This is a genomic window from Mesorhizobium sp. BHscii (genome assembly GCF_053848065.1).
Map to the genome: position 1 here is coordinate 236,607 of NZ_JBSPKW010000005.1, position 14,751 is coordinate 251,357.

General features: G+C 62.6%; 15 protein-coding genes. 4 read left to right on the forward strand and 11 right to left on the reverse strand.

What is annotated here, in order from left to right; all coding sequences use genetic code 11:
• The first annotated feature begins 2 nt into the window (after positions 1-2).
• A complete protein-coding gene (locus tag ACWTU7_RS10290; RefSeq protein ID WP_455839879.1) occupies positions 3-899 on the forward strand; it encodes a UTP--glucose-1-phosphate uridylyltransferase in 897 nt (298 codons plus the stop codon).
• A gap of 268 nt (positions 900-1,167) precedes the next feature.
• On the forward strand, positions 1,168-3,549 hold the full coding sequence (locus ACWTU7_RS10295; RefSeq protein WP_455839880.1) for a polysaccharide biosynthesis tyrosine autokinase: 2,382 nt from the start codon (positions 1,168-1,170) through the stop codon (positions 3,547-3,549).
• A 296-nt stretch (positions 3,550-3,845) separates the two neighbouring features.
• Here ACWTU7_RS10295 and ACWTU7_RS10300 read toward each other — a convergent pair whose 3' ends face one another.
• Positions 3,846-4,055: a hypothetical protein gene (locus ACWTU7_RS10300; RefSeq protein ID WP_455839881.1), complete on the reverse strand. Its 210-nt coding sequence runs from the start codon at positions 4,053-4,055 to the stop codon at positions 3,846-3,848.
• A complete protein-coding gene (locus tag ACWTU7_RS10305) occupies positions 4,027-4,722 on the reverse strand; it encodes a hypothetical protein (RefSeq protein ID WP_455839948.1) in 696 nt (231 codons plus the stop codon). Before ACWTU7_RS10305 ends, ACWTU7_RS10300 begins: the two co-directional genes overlap by 29 nt.
• Here ACWTU7_RS10305 and ACWTU7_RS10310 point away from each other — a divergent pair.
• On the forward strand, positions 4,613-4,927 hold the full coding sequence (locus ACWTU7_RS10310; RefSeq protein ID WP_455839958.1) for a hypothetical protein: 315 nt from the start codon (positions 4,613-4,615) through the stop codon (positions 4,925-4,927). The genes ACWTU7_RS10305 and ACWTU7_RS10310 overlap by 110 nt on opposite strands.
• Positions 4,928-5,023: 96 nt before the next feature.
• On the opposite strand, the gene ACWTU7_RS10315 is transcribed toward ACWTU7_RS10310, so the two are convergent.
• Positions 5,024-6,931 carry a propionyl-CoA synthetase gene (locus ACWTU7_RS10315; protein ID WP_455839882.1) on the reverse strand — a complete coding sequence of 636 codons (1,908 nt, stop codon included), beginning with the start codon at positions 6,929-6,931 and terminating at the stop codon, positions 5,024-5,026.
• A gap of 206 nt (positions 6,932-7,137) precedes the next feature.
• Between ACWTU7_RS10315 and ACWTU7_RS10320 the strand changes: the two genes are divergently transcribed.
• Entirely contained in the window at positions 7,138-7,890 is a 753-nt protein-coding gene (locus ACWTU7_RS10320) for a DUF2259 domain-containing protein (RefSeq protein ID WP_455839949.1), read from the forward strand.
• A 369-nt stretch (positions 7,891-8,259) separates the two neighbouring features.
• On the opposite strand, the gene dhaK is transcribed toward ACWTU7_RS10320, so the two are convergent.
• The 8 genes from dhaK to ACWTU7_RS10360 are packed head-to-tail and all read right to left on the reverse strand — an operon-like array spanning position 8,260 to position 14,751.
• Positions 8,260-9,246 carry a dihydroxyacetone kinase subunit DhaK gene (gene dhaK / locus ACWTU7_RS10325; protein WP_455839883.1) on the reverse strand — a complete coding sequence of 329 codons (987 nt, stop codon included), beginning with the start codon at positions 9,244-9,246 and terminating at the stop codon, positions 8,260-8,262.
• Positions 9,247-9,280: 34 nt separating this feature from the next.
• A complete protein-coding gene (locus tag ACWTU7_RS10330; protein ID WP_065006028.1) occupies positions 9,281-9,706 on the reverse strand; it encodes a hypothetical protein in 426 nt (141 codons plus the stop codon).
• An 8-nt stretch (positions 9,707-9,714) separates the two neighbouring features.
• On the reverse strand, positions 9,715-11,301 hold the full coding sequence (gene ptsP / locus ACWTU7_RS10335) for a phosphoenolpyruvate--protein phosphotransferase (RefSeq protein WP_455839884.1): 1,587 nt from the start codon (positions 11,299-11,301) through the stop codon (positions 9,715-9,717).
• Complete coding sequence (locus ACWTU7_RS10340) at positions 11,285-11,587, reverse strand: HPr family phosphocarrier protein (protein ID WP_095521149.1); 303 nt, start codon at positions 11,585-11,587, stop codon at positions 11,285-11,287. Before ACWTU7_RS10340 ends, ptsP begins: the two co-directional genes overlap by 17 nt.
• A 21-nt stretch (positions 11,588-11,608) precedes the next feature.
• Positions 11,609-11,998: a dihydroxyacetone kinase phosphoryl donor subunit DhaM gene (gene dhaM, locus ACWTU7_RS10345; protein ID WP_027151568.1), complete on the reverse strand. Its 390-nt coding sequence runs from the start codon at positions 11,996-11,998 to the stop codon at positions 11,609-11,611.
• Positions 11,995-12,597, reverse strand: a complete 603-nt coding sequence (gene dhaL / locus ACWTU7_RS10350; protein WP_455839950.1) for a dihydroxyacetone kinase subunit DhaL — start codon at positions 12,595-12,597, stop codon at positions 11,995-11,997. The genes dhaM and dhaL overlap by 4 nt, the downstream gene beginning before the upstream one ends.
• 29 nt (positions 12,598-12,626) lie before the next feature.
• Positions 12,627-13,646 (reverse strand): ABC transporter ATP-binding protein, encoded by a 1,020-nt coding sequence (locus ACWTU7_RS10355; RefSeq protein ID WP_095521028.1) that lies wholly within the window; start codon positions 13,644-13,646, stop codon positions 12,627-12,629.
• Positions 13,639-14,751 (reverse strand): ABC transporter ATP-binding protein, encoded by a 1,113-nt coding sequence (locus ACWTU7_RS10360; protein ID WP_455839885.1) that lies wholly within the window; start codon positions 14,749-14,751, stop codon positions 13,639-13,641. The genes ACWTU7_RS10355 and ACWTU7_RS10360 overlap by 8 nt, the downstream gene beginning before the upstream one ends.

Sequence of the window (14,751 nt, forward strand, 5' to 3'; positions counted from 1 at the left end):
CAATGAAAAAAGTCAGGAAGGCAGTCATACCGGTAGCGGGGCTTGGAACGCGATTCCTGCCGGCGACCAAGTCGATGCCGAAGGAAATGCTGCCGGTCGTCGACAGGCCTGTCGTGCAATATGCGGTGGACGAGGCGTTCGAAGCCGGCATCGAGCACATTGTCTTCGTGACGGGCCGCAACAAGGCAGTCATAGAGGATTATTTCGACCTGCATCCAGAATTGATCGGGACTTTGGAGCAGACCGGCAAGACGGCGCAGCTTCAGGCGCTCGAAAGCCTGCTTCCCGTGGCTGGTGCGACGAGCTTCATCCGGCAGCAGTCGCCGCAAGGTCTCGGCCATGCGGTATGGTGCGCCCGGGAAGTCATCGGCGATGAACCTTTCGCATTGCTGTTGCCGGACATGGTGTCCTTCGGCGGGCGTGGATGTCTCGCTGAAATTGCCGACCTCTATGCACAGACCGGCGGAAACGTCATCGCCGTCGAGCGCTGCGATCCGACCGAGACCAGCAAATACGGCATTGTCGGCTGCGGCGCCGATGTCGGCTCGGGCTTCGAGGTCACCGCCATGGTCGAAAAGCCGGCTCCAGCCAATGCGCCGTCGAACTACTACATCAACGGCCGCTACATCCTGCAGCCCGAGATATTCGCGCTGCTCGGCAATCAGCAGCGCGGCGCCGGCAACGAAATCCAGCTGACCGACGCCATGGTTCGCCTTGCGAAGAGCCAGGCTTTCTTTGCCCAGCCCTTCAACGGCCGGATGTTCGACTGCGGCTCGAAGGAAGGGTTCATCCAAGCCAATATCGCCTTCGCGCTGGCGCGTGACGACATGAAGGGGCCAATCTTCGAGATGCTTGAGGAGTTTGTCCGGTCGCATGAGCGCCGGGTGGAAGCCGCATAATGCCCATTTTTTGGGAGCATTAGCATATGGACGGTGACGCAAGATATGCCGATGCGCTTGGCAGCCCGGGTTTCGCGTTGTCGGGCATGAAGCTTGCGTCGTATATGTGCTGATGCTCCCGATCTTGCTTCAGCGCCTGCAAACGAGAGCATCGGACCCAAAGTAGAGGCGGTTTTGGGAAATCCGATGCTCAAACAAGAGATAGAGCGGCGGCACAGGTCGACTTGAGGGACCGCCGCTCTAGATGCAAAGTAGAATTGGACCGAAGATGAATTATGCCAATTTTCCTCTCGACAAGAGGAAACCATTGCCGAGTTCGGACGCAGTCAGCGCCGACGACTTCATCGATGTCGAGCGCTTGCTCAGCATGGCAGCAAGGCAGGCAAAGGTGGTTGCGGCATGCGCTGCCATCGGTCTTTTTCTGGGCGTGCTCTATTTGCAGACCACGCCTCCCACCTACATGGCGACCAGCCGCGTGCTTATCGACGAAGGCTTGAATAAGGTCGTTGACGAGGTGTCGGCGGCGTCGGTCAGCATGCAGACCGATTCCGCCATTCTGAGCCAGATCGAAATTCTTCACTCGGCGAGGTTGGCGGCGGTGGTCGTCGACAAGCAGAAGCTCGATCAGAACGACGCTTTCTTGTATCCTCCCACATCGGCCGTGTCGAAGGCGGCCGGCTTTGTGCGCGGCGTGATCCGGTACTTCCGTCCCAGCCCCGCCGTGGGCACCACCGACGTCACCCAGCTTGATCCGGCGACGCGTGACGCGATGATTGCCTCGTCACGCCGCGATTACGCGATCCTCAAACTGCAAAACGAAGTGCAGGCCGAGCGCATCGGTCGAAGCTATGTGATCTCCATCGCTTATCAAGCGACGGATCCCGCACTTGCGACCGCGATCACCAAAGCCTACGCAGACGCCTACCTCGCGGATCAGCTCGATGCGAGCTTCGATGCGACCGAGCGCGCGGCGGTCTGGCTGCAAGGCCGGCTGACGGAGCTTCGTGAAAGTTCCCAGGCAGCGTCGCTCGCCGTCGAGAAGTTCAGGGCCGAACACGGATTGGCCGTCGATGACGGCCAGTTGATCAGCGACAAGCAACTGTCGGACCTCAATGGCCAGCTCATTGAGGCGCAGGCCGATACCGCCCGCGCCAGCGCCCGCTACCAGCAATACAAGTCGATCGTCGAAAGCGGTTCGGACAACGCATTCAGGGATGCCGCCATATCCGCCGACCAGCCAAGCAACTCGATCATTTCAACGCTCAAGACCCGCTATCTCACTGTCGCCAAGCGGCAGCAGGATATCGAAGCCAATTTCGGGGCTGAGCATCCCCAGGCGGTCGCACTTGCCAAGGAAAAGGCCGACATATCAGCGCAGATTTTCGGCGAGCTGAAGCAGTTGACCGAAGGCTACCGCAACGAATACGAAGTTGCTCTCGCGCGCGAGACGGCGCTCCGCGCAAATGTCGCGTTAGCGGCGGGCAAGAGTTCCATCGACAACCAGTCGCAGGTCAAGCTGCGCGAACTCGAGCAGAAGGCAACGGCGCTCTCGACGCTCTATCAGACGTTCCTTGGCCGCTACGAAGAAGCCTCCCAGCAGCAATCCTTCCCGGTTGGCAAGATCCGCGTCATCTCGGACGCGACGCTGCCGCAGTCCGCGGCAACCCCGCGCACGTCCATAGTGCTGGGACTTTCGCTTGTGCTTGGCGTGATGATGGGGGCCGGGGTTGGTGGCCTGAATGAATTCAGGGAGCGGTTCTTCAGGACCGGCGAAGACGTTCGCGATCGCGTCGGCCTCAAATTCCTCGGCTACCTGCCGATCATTGGCAGCAAGGTCGCCAAGGACGACAAGCGCGATGACGGTCAGGCGGACATCAAAACGGCCCAATCACCGTCGGCCGCTGAAAGACGCGCGCGCATGCGGGTGAGCATCGACGCCCCGGCATCGATGTTTTCCGAAACGCTTCGCAGCGCCAAGATTGCCTTCGACGTCGTGATGGAAGGGCAAGGCAGCCGGGTCATTGGCGTGATCTCGGTTCTTCCCGGTGAGGGCAAGTCGACCGTGGCGGCGAATCTGGCCGGACTGCTTGCTGCCAACGGGTCGAAAACCCTGCTGGTGGACGGCGACCTGCGCAAACCCGGCCTCAGCCGCAGCCTTGGCATGGAGGCCGAGCAAGGCCTGATGGAGGCGGTAGTGAGCGGGCAGACCTGGCAGTCCGTCGGCAAGATCGACCGGCAGACCAAGCTGGCGATTGTCCCGGCTGTGCCGCGCGGTCATTTCTCGCACACCAGCGAGCTTCTATCGTCGGCCGGGATGCGGCGTTTCATCGACAATGCCAAGGAGACCTTCGAGTACATCATCGTCGATCTGCCGCCGCTCGGCCCCGTGGTCGATGCCAAGGCCTTTGCTCCGCTTGCCGACGGCTTCGTGCTCGTAACCGAATGGGGGCGCACGCCGCGTGCGATGGTGCAATCCATACTGAGTTCGGAACCCTATATCGCCAACAAGATCGTCGGCGTGGTCCTCAACAAGGTCGATTTGAAGAAGCTGGCGAAGTATGGATCGATCGGCGGCTCGGAAAAATTCTTCGACAGATATTCGTCCTACTATCTGGAAAAATCGGAAGCGCGGACGAAAGCAAACACCTGAGGCCGGTATATTAGGAAGGGATGTTGAGCAGATCGTGGCGTCCTGCGCGGCCAGGCCGATACCGGGCCTGAGCCGGCGTGAGCGAACACGAATGCCCCTCGAACAGACCATGACCGGCAGCCCTGCGCAAGAGCCGGTAAGATCGGCGGAGAATATGTCTCTTAGGTACGGGTCGATCTCCTCGCTTGACCAGTAGAGGTCGCCGAGCCGCGACGGGTCGCGCAAAAGGCGTGGGCACTATGCTTCGCGCCGCACATTCCCACCGCAGGACGTTTGCAGCCAGGAACCGGGCCCGCTTACGCCGCCTTGAGACGGTAGCGGACGATCGTGTGGTCGAGCAGAAGCCGGATTCGCGGTTCGGCCTCGATCGCAATCAGCCAGCTCGCGGCGATCATGGTCGCGCCGACGATGACCACCGAAAGCAGGTACGGCACTCCCGCACGCATCAGGGCGCCGAGAATGGCCGCGCCGACGACATCATGGATCAGATAGAGAGGATAGGTCATCAGGCCAATCCGGCGCCAGCCGCGCCAGGACAGGTCGAGCCGCAACGACCATGCCATCAGGGCTATGGCAACCAGGAAGAAGACGATCGGTGGCGCGTATGGCATCTGCTCTTCGACCTAAGGTGTGAACATCGACCGAACTGGCGATCTGCAGGACGCAGCCGGCTAGAAACAGCGCGCAGAGGACAAGACGGAACGGCGTCACCGCCTTGAAGCGCATCAGCCAGATCATCACGCCCGTCGCAAAGAAGCATCCATGATGCACCAGCAGCAGGGCTAACCAACGCGTCTCGGCAAACTCCGACCAGTCGAGCGGATAATACAGGCACCAGAAGAGCGTGCTGATCAGGCCGATCACGATGGCCACCACCTCCATCAGATGGAAGCGGCCCAGCCACAGCAAGGTCCAGACGACGGCGTAAAAGGCGATCTCGATGCCGAGCATCCAATAGACGCTGTCGACCCAGGGCGAGTAGGGAGCGAACAATGCCGTGCGAACGCGCCGGGTCACGGCATCCGTCGGCCAGCTGAGCCCGACGAGGAGCAGCACCGCCGCGGTGACCGGCGCGCAGATCCAGACCGCCGGCGCCAGCCGCCTCACCCTTGCCTCGAAAAACCGCAAGGCGGTCGAGTTTTCGGCGCTGAAGGCGATGACGAAGCCGCTGATGACGAAAAACACCTGTACGCCCCCATCCGGAGCCGAGCATCTCCAGTTCCGGATGCGGCGGGATGCCGCCGGTGGCCCGTGCCGAAACGCCGGCGGGAAAGGCCCACACCCAGTAACCATAGTGGTAGAACATCACGAGGACTGCGGCGAGAAATCGAAGTATGTCGACGCCGCCAAATGTGGTTTTTTGCTGAGCCATGCGTAATCGTCGGTGGGCGACCCCGACAAAACTGGATGGCGATTTGCTGCATTGCACAATGGCCAATTGGCTACCGGGCGCGCTGTCGATGCTCCGATGTCTTTACAGGCCGATTCCGCGTCTCTTCAGCGCTGCGGTGATTTCGTCGAGAATGATCGGATCGTCGATGGTCGCCGGCATCGTCCATTCTTCCTTGTCGGCAATCTTCTGCATGGTGCCGCGCAGGATTTTGCCGGAGCGCGTCTTTGGCAGGCGCTTGATCGTCACCACCGTTTTGAACGCGGCGACCGGGCCGATCCGCTCGCGCACCAGCGTGACCACCTCGGTCTCAATAGTGCCGGTGTCACGCGCGACACCCGCATTCAGCACGACGAAGCCGAGCGGAACCTGGCCCTTCATCGCGTCGGCGATGCCGATGACGGCGCATTCGGCAACGTCTGGATGCGCGGCCAGCACCTCCTCCATGGCGCCGGTCGAAAGCCGGTGGCCGGCGACATTGATGATGTCGTCGGTTCGGGCCATGACGAACAAATAGCCGTCCTCGTCCATCATGCCGGCATCCGCCGTTTTGTAGAAACCGGGGAGTTCATCGAGATAGGCTTGGCGAAACCGGTCATCGGCATTCCACAGCGTCGGCAGACAGCCGGCCGGCAGCGGCAGCTTGACCACGACATTGCCCAACGTGCCGCGCGGCACTTCGTGGCCGGCATCGTCGAGCACACGGATGTCGTAGCCGGGCATCGGCACCCCGGGCGAGCCGTATTTCACCGGCAGCAGGCCCAATCCGGCTGGGTTGATCGTCATCGGCGAGCCGGTCTCGGTCTGCCACCAATGGTCGATTACCGGCACGCTCAGTTTCTGCTCCGCCCATTTGATAGTTTCCGGATCGGCGCGCTCGCCGGCGAGGAACAGTGTGCGGAATTTCGACAGGTCGTATTTCGGGACGAATTCGCCCCCGGGATCCTGTCCCTTGATAGCGCGGAAGGCGGTCGGCGCGGTAAACAGCGCGACGACGCCATGCTCCGCGATCACCCGCCAGTAGGTGCCGGCGTCGGGCGTGCCGACCGGCTTGCCTTCGAACATGACGGTCGTGCAGCCATGCAGCAGCGGGCCGTAGACGATGTAGGAATGGCCGACCACCCAGCCGACATCGGAAGCCGCCCAGAACACCTCGCCCGGCTTGACGCCGAACTCGTTCTCCATCGACCATTTCAGCGCAACCATGTGGCCGCCATTGTCGCGCACGATGCCCTTGGGCTGGCCGGTCGTTCCGGAGGTGTAGATGATGTAGAGCGGATCGGTGGCGAGCACTGGAACGCAGTCGACATTGGCGCCTGCGGCCCGCTCGCGGGCGACGGCGTCGGCATAGTCGATGTCGTGGTTTTCCCTGAGCTCGCAGGGCAGCTGGTCGCGCTGGAGGATGAGGCAGGCCTCGGGCTTGTGCCGCGACATCTCGATCGCCTTGTCGAGCAGCGGCTTGTAGGCGACGACGCGCCCGGGCTCCAGGCCGCAAGAGGCGGAAATGATCAGCTTCGGCCTGGCATCGTCGATGCGCGTGGCGAGCTCGTGCGAGGCAAAGCCGCCGAAGACGACCGAATGCACGGCGCCGATGCGGGCGCAGGCAAGCATGGCAAACGCCGCTTCCGGCACCATCGGCATATAGATGATGACCCGATCGCCTTTCTGGACGCCGCGGTTCTTCAGCACCGACGTCAGCGCGACCACCTCGCGTTTCAGTTCGGCATAGGTGAATTTCCTGATCGTGCCTGAAATCGCGCTGTCATGGATCAGCGCGATCTGATCGGCGCGGCCAGCCGCCAGGTGGCGGTCGACGGCGTTGAAGCAGGTGTTGCAGGAGGCGCCGCCAAACCAGCGCCCATAGACGCCGGCATTCGGATCGAAGACCGTGTCGAACGGTGTGAACCAGTCGATGGCTTTGGCCGCATTCGCCCAGAATTTTTCCGGGTCGCGTTTCCAGCCGTCATAGACCTCGTGGTAGCGTGACGCCATCCGGCTTCCTCCCCAGGAATGTCTGATGTCTTTGAAATAGCGTATGCTGTTTTTGCAAGCATATGCAATTTCGTCTTTTGGCGTTCTCGCCTTGGTCGCAAATACCCGGCACGATGGTCTCGGGTCATAATTGGGGTCTGGGGTCATAATTGGGGCAAGGCGCAATGAAGTTGCGATGCAAGGTTGGATCTGCCTTATTGGCCGCGATGCTGTTGATGGTCGCTTCCGCCGCTCAGGCCGGCGATGCGGCGGCACGGCGCATTATCGGCTTTTCGCCGGACGGTACGTACTTCGCCTTCGAACAGTACGGCACGCTCGATGCCGGCGCTTCGGATTCTGGCTGGTCGGAGATCGACATCATCGACACGCGCACCGATGAGTTCGTCGGCGGCAAACCGATCCGCATCGTCGACGAAACCGAGGAGGCGACGCTCACTCTCGATCAGGCGAGGGCACAGGCTGCCGCGCAGGCGGCGCCGATCCTCGCCCAATATGCCATAGCGGCGCGCGGCGAGCGGACGGCCTTGGACAGGTTCACCTTTCCGGACGACATGGTCGCTTACCAAGACATTGCGCGCCTCGAGCAGGTCTCGCAGAAATGGCTTTCGCCGACCTATGACGAGCTCGGCATCTCGATCATCCAGCTCGACCAGATTCTTGCCGACAGCACGATGGATTGCTCGTCGAGTTTCGACGAGCAGCAAGGCGCCACGGCCGGCAAGGCGTTCGGTTTCCGCGTGACGCTGCAGGCACAGGATGGCAAGCCGTTCCAACTGCTGCATGAGGACAAGACCGTGCCCGGCTCGAGGAATTGCCCGACCTCCTACAGCCTGTCGGAATCCTATGCATTCACCCCCGACGGCAAACCGGCAGTGCTTGCCGTGCTCGTGCAACGCTTCAGCCAGGGATTTGAAGGACTGGACCGCCGCTTTATCGCCGTGACCGGCCAGCTGCGTTGAAAAGCGCTGCTTGCGCTCAAATACGGTTCTAAAGCGGCAGCGCCGCGAGCACGAGGCCGACACCGCCGGCGATCAGCAAGGCAGCGGCCAGCGCCTTTCTGTGACGTTCGAAACCCGTCGGCGCTCGATCCCAATTGTAACGCATGTTCTGCCTTCCCAAAATCGCCGGATTCCTTACCTTACCAAAGGTAAACAAAGCAACATTGTGCCTAACTCCACCACACTGGCCTGATAATGCTCGGGATAGAGCATGACAGTTTTGTCACCGACTGTTGTTGGGAGTCCTTGCGAAGGCCCACTTCGCAGACTGAAGCGGCTTTGCTTTTTGACCGCCACTTTGTTGTAAGCGGCAGCGAGGTGTTGGCGGTTCTACATCCCCCAGCGCAGCGCAGCCGTATGCACCGGTGCGTCCCACAATGCGGTCGTCTCGTCGTCGAACATGGTCAGCGTGATCGAGCAGCCGGCCATGTCGAGCGATGTCACATAGGACCCGACCAGTGAGCGAGTGACCGTCACGCCGTTGCTCCCGAAGATTTTCCGGGCGCTGTTGTACATCAGATAGAGCTCCATCAGCGGCGTGCCGCCGAAGCCGTTGATGAAAAGCAGCGCCGGGCCTTTCGCCCTGTCGCGCAGATCGCCCAGGATTGCCGAGCAGATCTCCTCGGCGATGGCATCGGCGCTCTTCAACGTGTCGCGGCGGCGGCCGGGCTCGCCATGAATGCCGACGCCGAACTCCATCTCGCCGTCGCCGATATCGAAGGTCGGCTTGCCGGCCGCCGGTACGGTGCAGCTGGTCAGCGCAACGCCCATAGACCGCGTTGCGGTATTGACGCGTTCGCCAAGCGCCTTCAACGGCTTCAGTGCCATGCCTTGCTCGGCTGCGGCGCCGACGATCTTCTCGACCACCAGGGTGCCGGCAACGCCGCGCCGGCCAGTGGTGTAGGAGGAGTTCTCGACCGCGACGTCGTCATTGGTCACCACTTGCATGACCCCCTCCGACATTTCGGCGGCCATCTCGAAATTCATCACATCCCCCTCGTAGTTCTTGACGATAAACAGGCAACCGGCGCCGGTGTTGACCGCCTCTGCAGCCGCCAGCATCTGGTCCGGCGTCGGCGAGGTGAACACCTGACCGGGGCAGGCGGCGTCCAGCATTCCATGGCCGACCAGCCCGCCATGCAGCGGTTCGTGGCCAGAGCCGCCGCCGGAAATCAGCGCCACCTTGCCGGGCTTGAGCGCCTTGCGGCGAACGAATTTGTGATCGTCGCCCAGCACCAGTATGTCGGAGTGCGCGGCGACGAAGCCGTCGAGGCTTTCGGCCAGCACCGTGTCGACCGAATTCAGAAATTTCTTCATGACCGTCCTTCCGAAATGGCCAGGCGTGGCGCGACTATGTCCCGCCCTTGCCGGCGATGCTGGTTATTTTCTGGATGAAATCGTTGACCGCCCGGTCGAGCGCTGCATTCTGCTTGTCGTCGCCGAAATCGGGAACGATCAGCGAGACATGCCGCGTCTTGCGCATGCCTGATGCCACCGACATTTTTCCGGGATGCGCCTGATGGTAGGCGGCAAGAAAATGGTCGCGTTCGGCCGGGCTGAAATGGCAGACGGAGAAAATAGCCGGCAAATGTTTCGACGGGATCGGGATCGAATAGGCCGGGCTGGAAATCTGCGTGACGAAGCTGCGGTGCTTGCCGAGCGCATCGGCCAAGCGCTGGCGCATGCCGGACGGGCGCTGGTCGAGGACCTGCGACAGGATCATCTTATAGGCGCGGATCGCCTCTTCGGAGCCGGGTTCGGGTGTCTTCTCGGCCATGCCCGCGCCTAGATCGAAACGTCCGCAATGGCCGCCTTGGCCATTGCGAGTTGGGCGGGAACCACGGAAAGGTCACGCAGGCCGGCCTCGATCAGCGCCGGGATCGCCGCCGGATCGCCGCCGGCGTCGCCGCACAAGCTGACCGGAATCTTTTGCGCGCGGCCGAATGCCGCAACCGAGGCGATCAGCCGAAGCACGGCCGGATGCCTGATCGAATTGAGATGCGCAACCGAAGCATTGTCGCGCGCCGCCGCCATCACATACTGGGTCAGGTCGTTCGAGCCGATCGACAAGAAAGCGACCTCGGCAAAAGCCTCGGGAGCGATCGCCACCGATGGCACCTCGACCATGATGCCGAGCGGCGGCATTTTTTGCGCGACGCCGCGCGCGGCAAGCGCGGCCTTCTCTTCCGCGAACAGGGCGGCGGCACGCTGATATTCGTCCACAACGGCGATCATCGGGAACATCACCTTGAGATTGCCATGAATGGCGGCGCGCAGCAGCGCCCGGATCTGTACCCGAAAAACCTCCGGCCGTGCCAGCGATAGCCTGATGCCGCGCAGGCCGAGAAACGGATTGCCCTCGTCGACGGTGAAGCCCGGCACCGGCTTGTCGCCGCCGGCGTCGACGGTACGAATTGTCACCGGTCTGTCTTCAGCCCATTCGAGCACTTTGCGGTAAGCTCGATATTGCGCTTCCTCATCCGGCAGCGTCTTGCCGAACAGGAATTCGGTCCGCATTAGCCCGACGCCGTCGCAGGTCGAGACATCGATGCTGTCGACATCGGACGGATCGGCGATGTTGACCTGCACCCGCACCGCCGTCCCGGCATTCGTCACTGCCGGCCGGGTCAAAAAAGTTTCCGCCCGGTCGCGACGTGCCGCGAAAGAGGACGATTTTCGCCGGAACGCCTCGACCTCTGCCCTTGATGGCGCCAATATGATGCCGCCATGCTCGGCATCAAGCAGGGCGACGCCGGCAAGATGAGCCGGCGAAGCACCGAGCCCCACGATCATCGGCACGCCGCGCGAGCGCGCCAGCATGGCGACATGGCTGGCGGCACTGCCCGCTTTCAGCGCAATGCCGCCGCCGGAACTCCAGTCGGTTTCGAGAAAGCGCGTCGGCGCGATGTCCTCGCCATAGAAGATGGCTCCTGCCGGCGCCGCAGCCTCGCTCTCTTCGGTCAGTGTACGCAGCACCTGGTCGCGTATGTCGCGTATGTCGGCGGCGCGCGCCCGGAAATAGTCCTGATCGGACGTCTCGTAGCCCACAATTTCGGCGTCGAGCGCCTGCCGCCATGCCGTATCGGCCGGCTGGCCGACGGCAATCGCGGCAAAGGCCGGGCCGGTCAGTGCATCGTCCTCCAGCATGGCGAGCTGGAATTCGAGAATTTCGGCTGCATCGCCCTCGGTCGCTTCGACGAGCGTGGCAAGTCGGCCGGTCGCTGCCTTGATTGCCGTTCCGAGCGCGAGCCTCTCGTCAGCGGCGGTCGCTTTACGGTTATAGCGCGCGACAACCGGATCGAGGTTGAACAGCGGCCCTTCGGCATAGCCGGCCGAAGCCGAAATCCCCTTCAGCCTAAGCGGTTCGGGCATGGTCCACGCCCTCGTCGAAGTCGCGCCGCACCAGCTCGACTAGCGCGCCGACCGCCTCGCCGGCGCCGTCACCCCTCGCTCGGATATGCAGCACCGTGCCTTTCGGCGCCTTGGCCGCCATCACCTTGACGATGCTCTTGGCGTCGAACCAAGGCCCGTTGGCGGCGAGCGCCACTTCGACTTCGGCTGAAAATGTCTTGGCGAGCTTGGTAAACTTCACCGAAGGGCGCGCATGCAGACCGACCTCATGGGTGATCAGGACTGTGGCTTCGGCGGATGCGGACATGCTGTCAAAATTCCTGTTCATTCACGATGGCGACAATTCGTGTGCCGTCGCCACCACTTCCCTGAGCGAGGCGCCGCCGGACGCCTCCGTCGCCGCCATCACCGCGCCTTCGACGATCGGCGCATTGCAGACGATGATCTTGTGCGCGCGCGGCTCGCCGATCATCTCGACCGCCATCTCGCTGTTGGTCTCGGCGCCGCCAAGATCGACAAGTATGGCGACGCCCGCCTCCGACCAGGCCTTGTCGATGGCGCCCATGATCGCCTCGACATTGGTTCCCAGCCCGCCATGGCCGTTTCCGCCGCACCATGCAAGCGGCACTTCGTCGCCGACCATCTGGCGCACCATATCGGCCGTGCCTTCGGCGACCAGCGGTGAATGCGATACGATGACGATGCCGACATTGCTCATGCTTGCCCCTCGATGCTTTCGACGACGGCCCGCACCAAAAGCGCGACCGAGCGCCCGCCGGCATCCATATGGCCGATCGAGCGGTCGCCGAGAAACGAGGCGCGTCCGCGCAAGGCTTTCATCGGCACGGTGGCAGCGGCCGCATTGTCCGCGACATCGGCGATTTCCACCCCGGTTTTTCCCTGCAGCAGGGCGTCATGCACCGGCTTCAGCACGTCGAGCATGGTCTTTTGCCCGACCTGCGACTTGCCCCTGGCTGCCACCGCCTCGATTGCCTTACCGAAAGCCGCCGCCAGATTGGCGTGATCCGGCTCAGCGGAAATCCCCTTGCCGAGCGCCATGAACAGCGTCCCGAACAGCGGTCCCGACGCCCCGCCGACCGTCATCACCAGCTTGGTGCCGATCGCCTTCAGCGCCTCCGGCAATGGCTTTGCCGCGAACGCCTCGGCCTCAGCTCGCACCGCCTCAAAGCCGCGCTTCATATTGAGCCCATGGTCGCCGTCGCCGATCGCCTGGTCGAGCGCGGTCAGCTCGTCCGCGTGAGCTGCAATCGTGTCGGCGGTGGCTGATATCAGCGTCTTCAGGTCAACCTTGTCCATCGTCCCAGTCTTGTCCAGCGTCCCAGGGCTCATCGGTTTGCAATCCTGTTGCCGGCCTGGTCGAAGAACAGCGGCGCCCGGTAACGAATAGCCACCCTGTCGCCTCTTTCCAATTGCGTGTCGGGGTCGGTCAGCGTCACCAGCTTTTTGCTTCCCACCGTCACATGCAGGTGATTCTGGTCGCCCAGATGTTCGACCCAGTCAACAACGCCGTCGGCGGGGCCGTTCGATGCCTTGCCGATCGACAGATGTTCTGTACGCGCACCGATCGTCCTGGTTCCCGCCGGCATGTCGCCATCGGGCAGCAGGCCGGTCGGCAACAGATTGATCGCCGGCTGGCCGAGCCTTGCGGCGACATGAAGGTTTGCCGGCTCGGAATAGATCGTCCGCGGCGTGCCGATCTGCACCAGAACGCCATCGGCGAGAATCCCGATCCGATCGGCCATCGTCATCGCTTCGATCTGGTCGTGCGTGACATAAAGCATGGTAGCGCCGACCTCGGCCTGAATGCGCTTCAGCTCAAGCCGGAGATCGGCGCGCAGCTTGGCATCGAGCGACGACAGCGGCTCGTCCATCAGGTAGATCGAGGGCTTGCGCACTAGGGCGCGTCCGATGGCGACGCGCTGCATCTCGCCGCCGGAAAGTTTGGTGGAGCGGTTGGAGAGCTTGTGGTGGATACGCACCATCTTGGCCACATCCTCGACGCGGCGGCGCACCTCGTCCTCGCTCAGCCGCCGCGCCGGCGAGCGCAGCGGAAAGGCCAGGTTGTCGTAGACTGACAGATGCGGATAGAGCGAATATTGCTGGAAGACGAAGGCGGTGTCGCGCTCGGCCGGCGACAACATTGTCGCATCACGGCCGCCGATATGGATTGAGCCCGTATCCGGCCGTTCCAATCCTGCGACAAGCCGGAGCGTCGTCGTCTTGCCGGCCCCGGTCGGGCCGAGCAGCACGACGAATTCGCCATCGGCGACGTGCAGATCGAGAGTGTCCACGGCGACATGGTCGCCGAAGGCTTTTGTCACGCCTTTGATGTGCACGTCAGCCATGATGCGCTTTTCCCTGGGAGGCCGCGTCATGGATTGCGGTTCGCACCGCGCGGCCGGATCCCTTCTCGAACAGCGACAGCCGTGCGCTGCTCAGCGCCAGGCCGACATGGTCGCCCGCATTGAGCCGGATTTCGGCCGGCACCCGCGCCTTGATGATGCCGCCTGATGTCTCCACCGCAACGATCTGCGTGGTGCCGAGATATTCGGTGCCATAGATGGCGCCGCGCAGCTTCGAGCCGTCGTCGAAACGGATGTGTTCCGGCCGGATGCCGAGCGCCATGTCGGTCGACGCGATATCCTCGCGCACCTCCGGCACTGCCACCTTGGCGCCTTGCACCACGATCTCCCTGGCGCCCTTTGAAAGCCCGCCGCCAAAGCCGAGAAAATTCATCGGCGGCGAGCCGATGAAATCGGCGACGAACATCGTCGCCGGCCGATCGTAGATTTCGCGTGGCGTGCCGAATTGTTCGATGACGCCATGGTTCATCACCGCGATCTTGTCGGCCATCGACATCGCTTCCATCTGGTCATGCGTGACGTAGACGGTGGTGGCATGGATGCGGTTGTGCAGTTCGCGCAGCTCATGGACCATGAGATCGCGGAATTCGGTGTCGAGCGTGCCGAGCGGCTCGTCCATAAGGAAGCATTTTGGCCGCCGCACGATGGCGCGGCCGAGCGCCACGCGCTGGCGGTCGCCGCCGGCAAGGCCGGAGACTGATTTGTTGAGCAGATGGTCGATGCGCAACAGCTTCGCCGTCTCCTCGACGCGCTGGCGGATTTCGATGCCTGGCATGCCTTGCGCCAGCAGCGGGAAGCCGATGTTCCTGCGCACATTCATATGCGGATAGAGCGCGAACAGCTGGAAGACGAAGGCGATGTCGCGCTCGCGGGCACGCCGCATGGTGACGTCCTCGCCGCCAAGCAGGATCTTGCCGCCGGTCGGCAATTCCAGGCCGGCGATCATGCGCAAGGTCGTCGTCTTGCCGCAACCCGACGGTCCCAGCATGACGAAGAACTCGCCATCTCTAACGACGAAACTGGAATCCTGCACGGCGACGAAATCGCCGAATGCCTTTCTCAGATGCTCGACCCTGATCTCCGCCAT

Bases quoted from the DNA above. Each gene is read 5' to 3' on its own strand.
- ACWTU7_RS10290 (WP_455839879.1), top strand. From the start codon at position 3: ATGAAAAAAGTCAGGAAGGCAGTCATACCGGTAGCGGGGCTTGGAACG.
- ACWTU7_RS10315 (WP_455839882.1), bottom strand. From the start codon at position 6,931: ATGGCGTCACGCTACCACGAGGTCTATGACGGCTGGAAACGCGACCCG.
- ACWTU7_RS10295 (WP_455839880.1), top strand. From the start codon at position 1,168: ATGAATTATGCCAATTTTCCTCTCGACAAGAGGAAACCATTGCCGAGT.
- dhaL (WP_455839950.1), bottom strand. From the start codon at position 12,597: ATGGACAAGGTTGACCTGAAGACGCTGATATCAGCCACCGCCGACACG.
- dhaK (WP_455839883.1), bottom strand. From the start codon at position 9,246: ATGAAGAAATTTCTGAATTCGGTCGACACGGTGCTGGCCGAAAGCCTC.
- ACWTU7_RS10355 (WP_095521028.1), bottom strand. From the start codon at position 13,646: ATGGCTGACGTGCACATCAAAGGCGTGACAAAAGCCTTCGGCGACCAT.
- ACWTU7_RS10320 (WP_455839949.1), top strand. From the start codon at position 7,138: ATGCTGTTGATGGTCGCTTCCGCCGCTCAGGCCGGCGATGCGGCGGCA.
- ACWTU7_RS10300 (WP_455839881.1), bottom strand. From the start codon at position 4,055: ATGACCTATCCTCTCTATCTGATCCATGATGTCGTCGGCGCGGCCATT.
- ACWTU7_RS10340 (WP_095521149.1), bottom strand. From the start codon at position 11,587: ATGTCCGCATCCGCCGAAGCCACAGTCCTGATCACCCATGAGGTCGGT.
- ptsP (WP_455839884.1), bottom strand. From the start codon at position 11,301: ATGCCCGAACCGCTTAGGCTGAAGGGGATTTCGGCTTCGGCCGGCTAT.
- ACWTU7_RS10330 (WP_065006028.1), bottom strand. From the start codon at position 9,706: ATGGCCGAGAAGACACCCGAACCCGGCTCCGAAGAGGCGATCCGCGCC.
- ACWTU7_RS10360 (WP_455839885.1), bottom strand. From the start codon at position 14,751: ATGGCGGAGATCAGGGTCGAGCATCTGAGAAAGGCATTCGGCGATTTC.
- dhaM (WP_027151568.1), bottom strand. From the start codon at position 11,998: ATGAGCAATGTCGGCATCGTCATCGTATCGCATTCACCGCTGGTCGCC.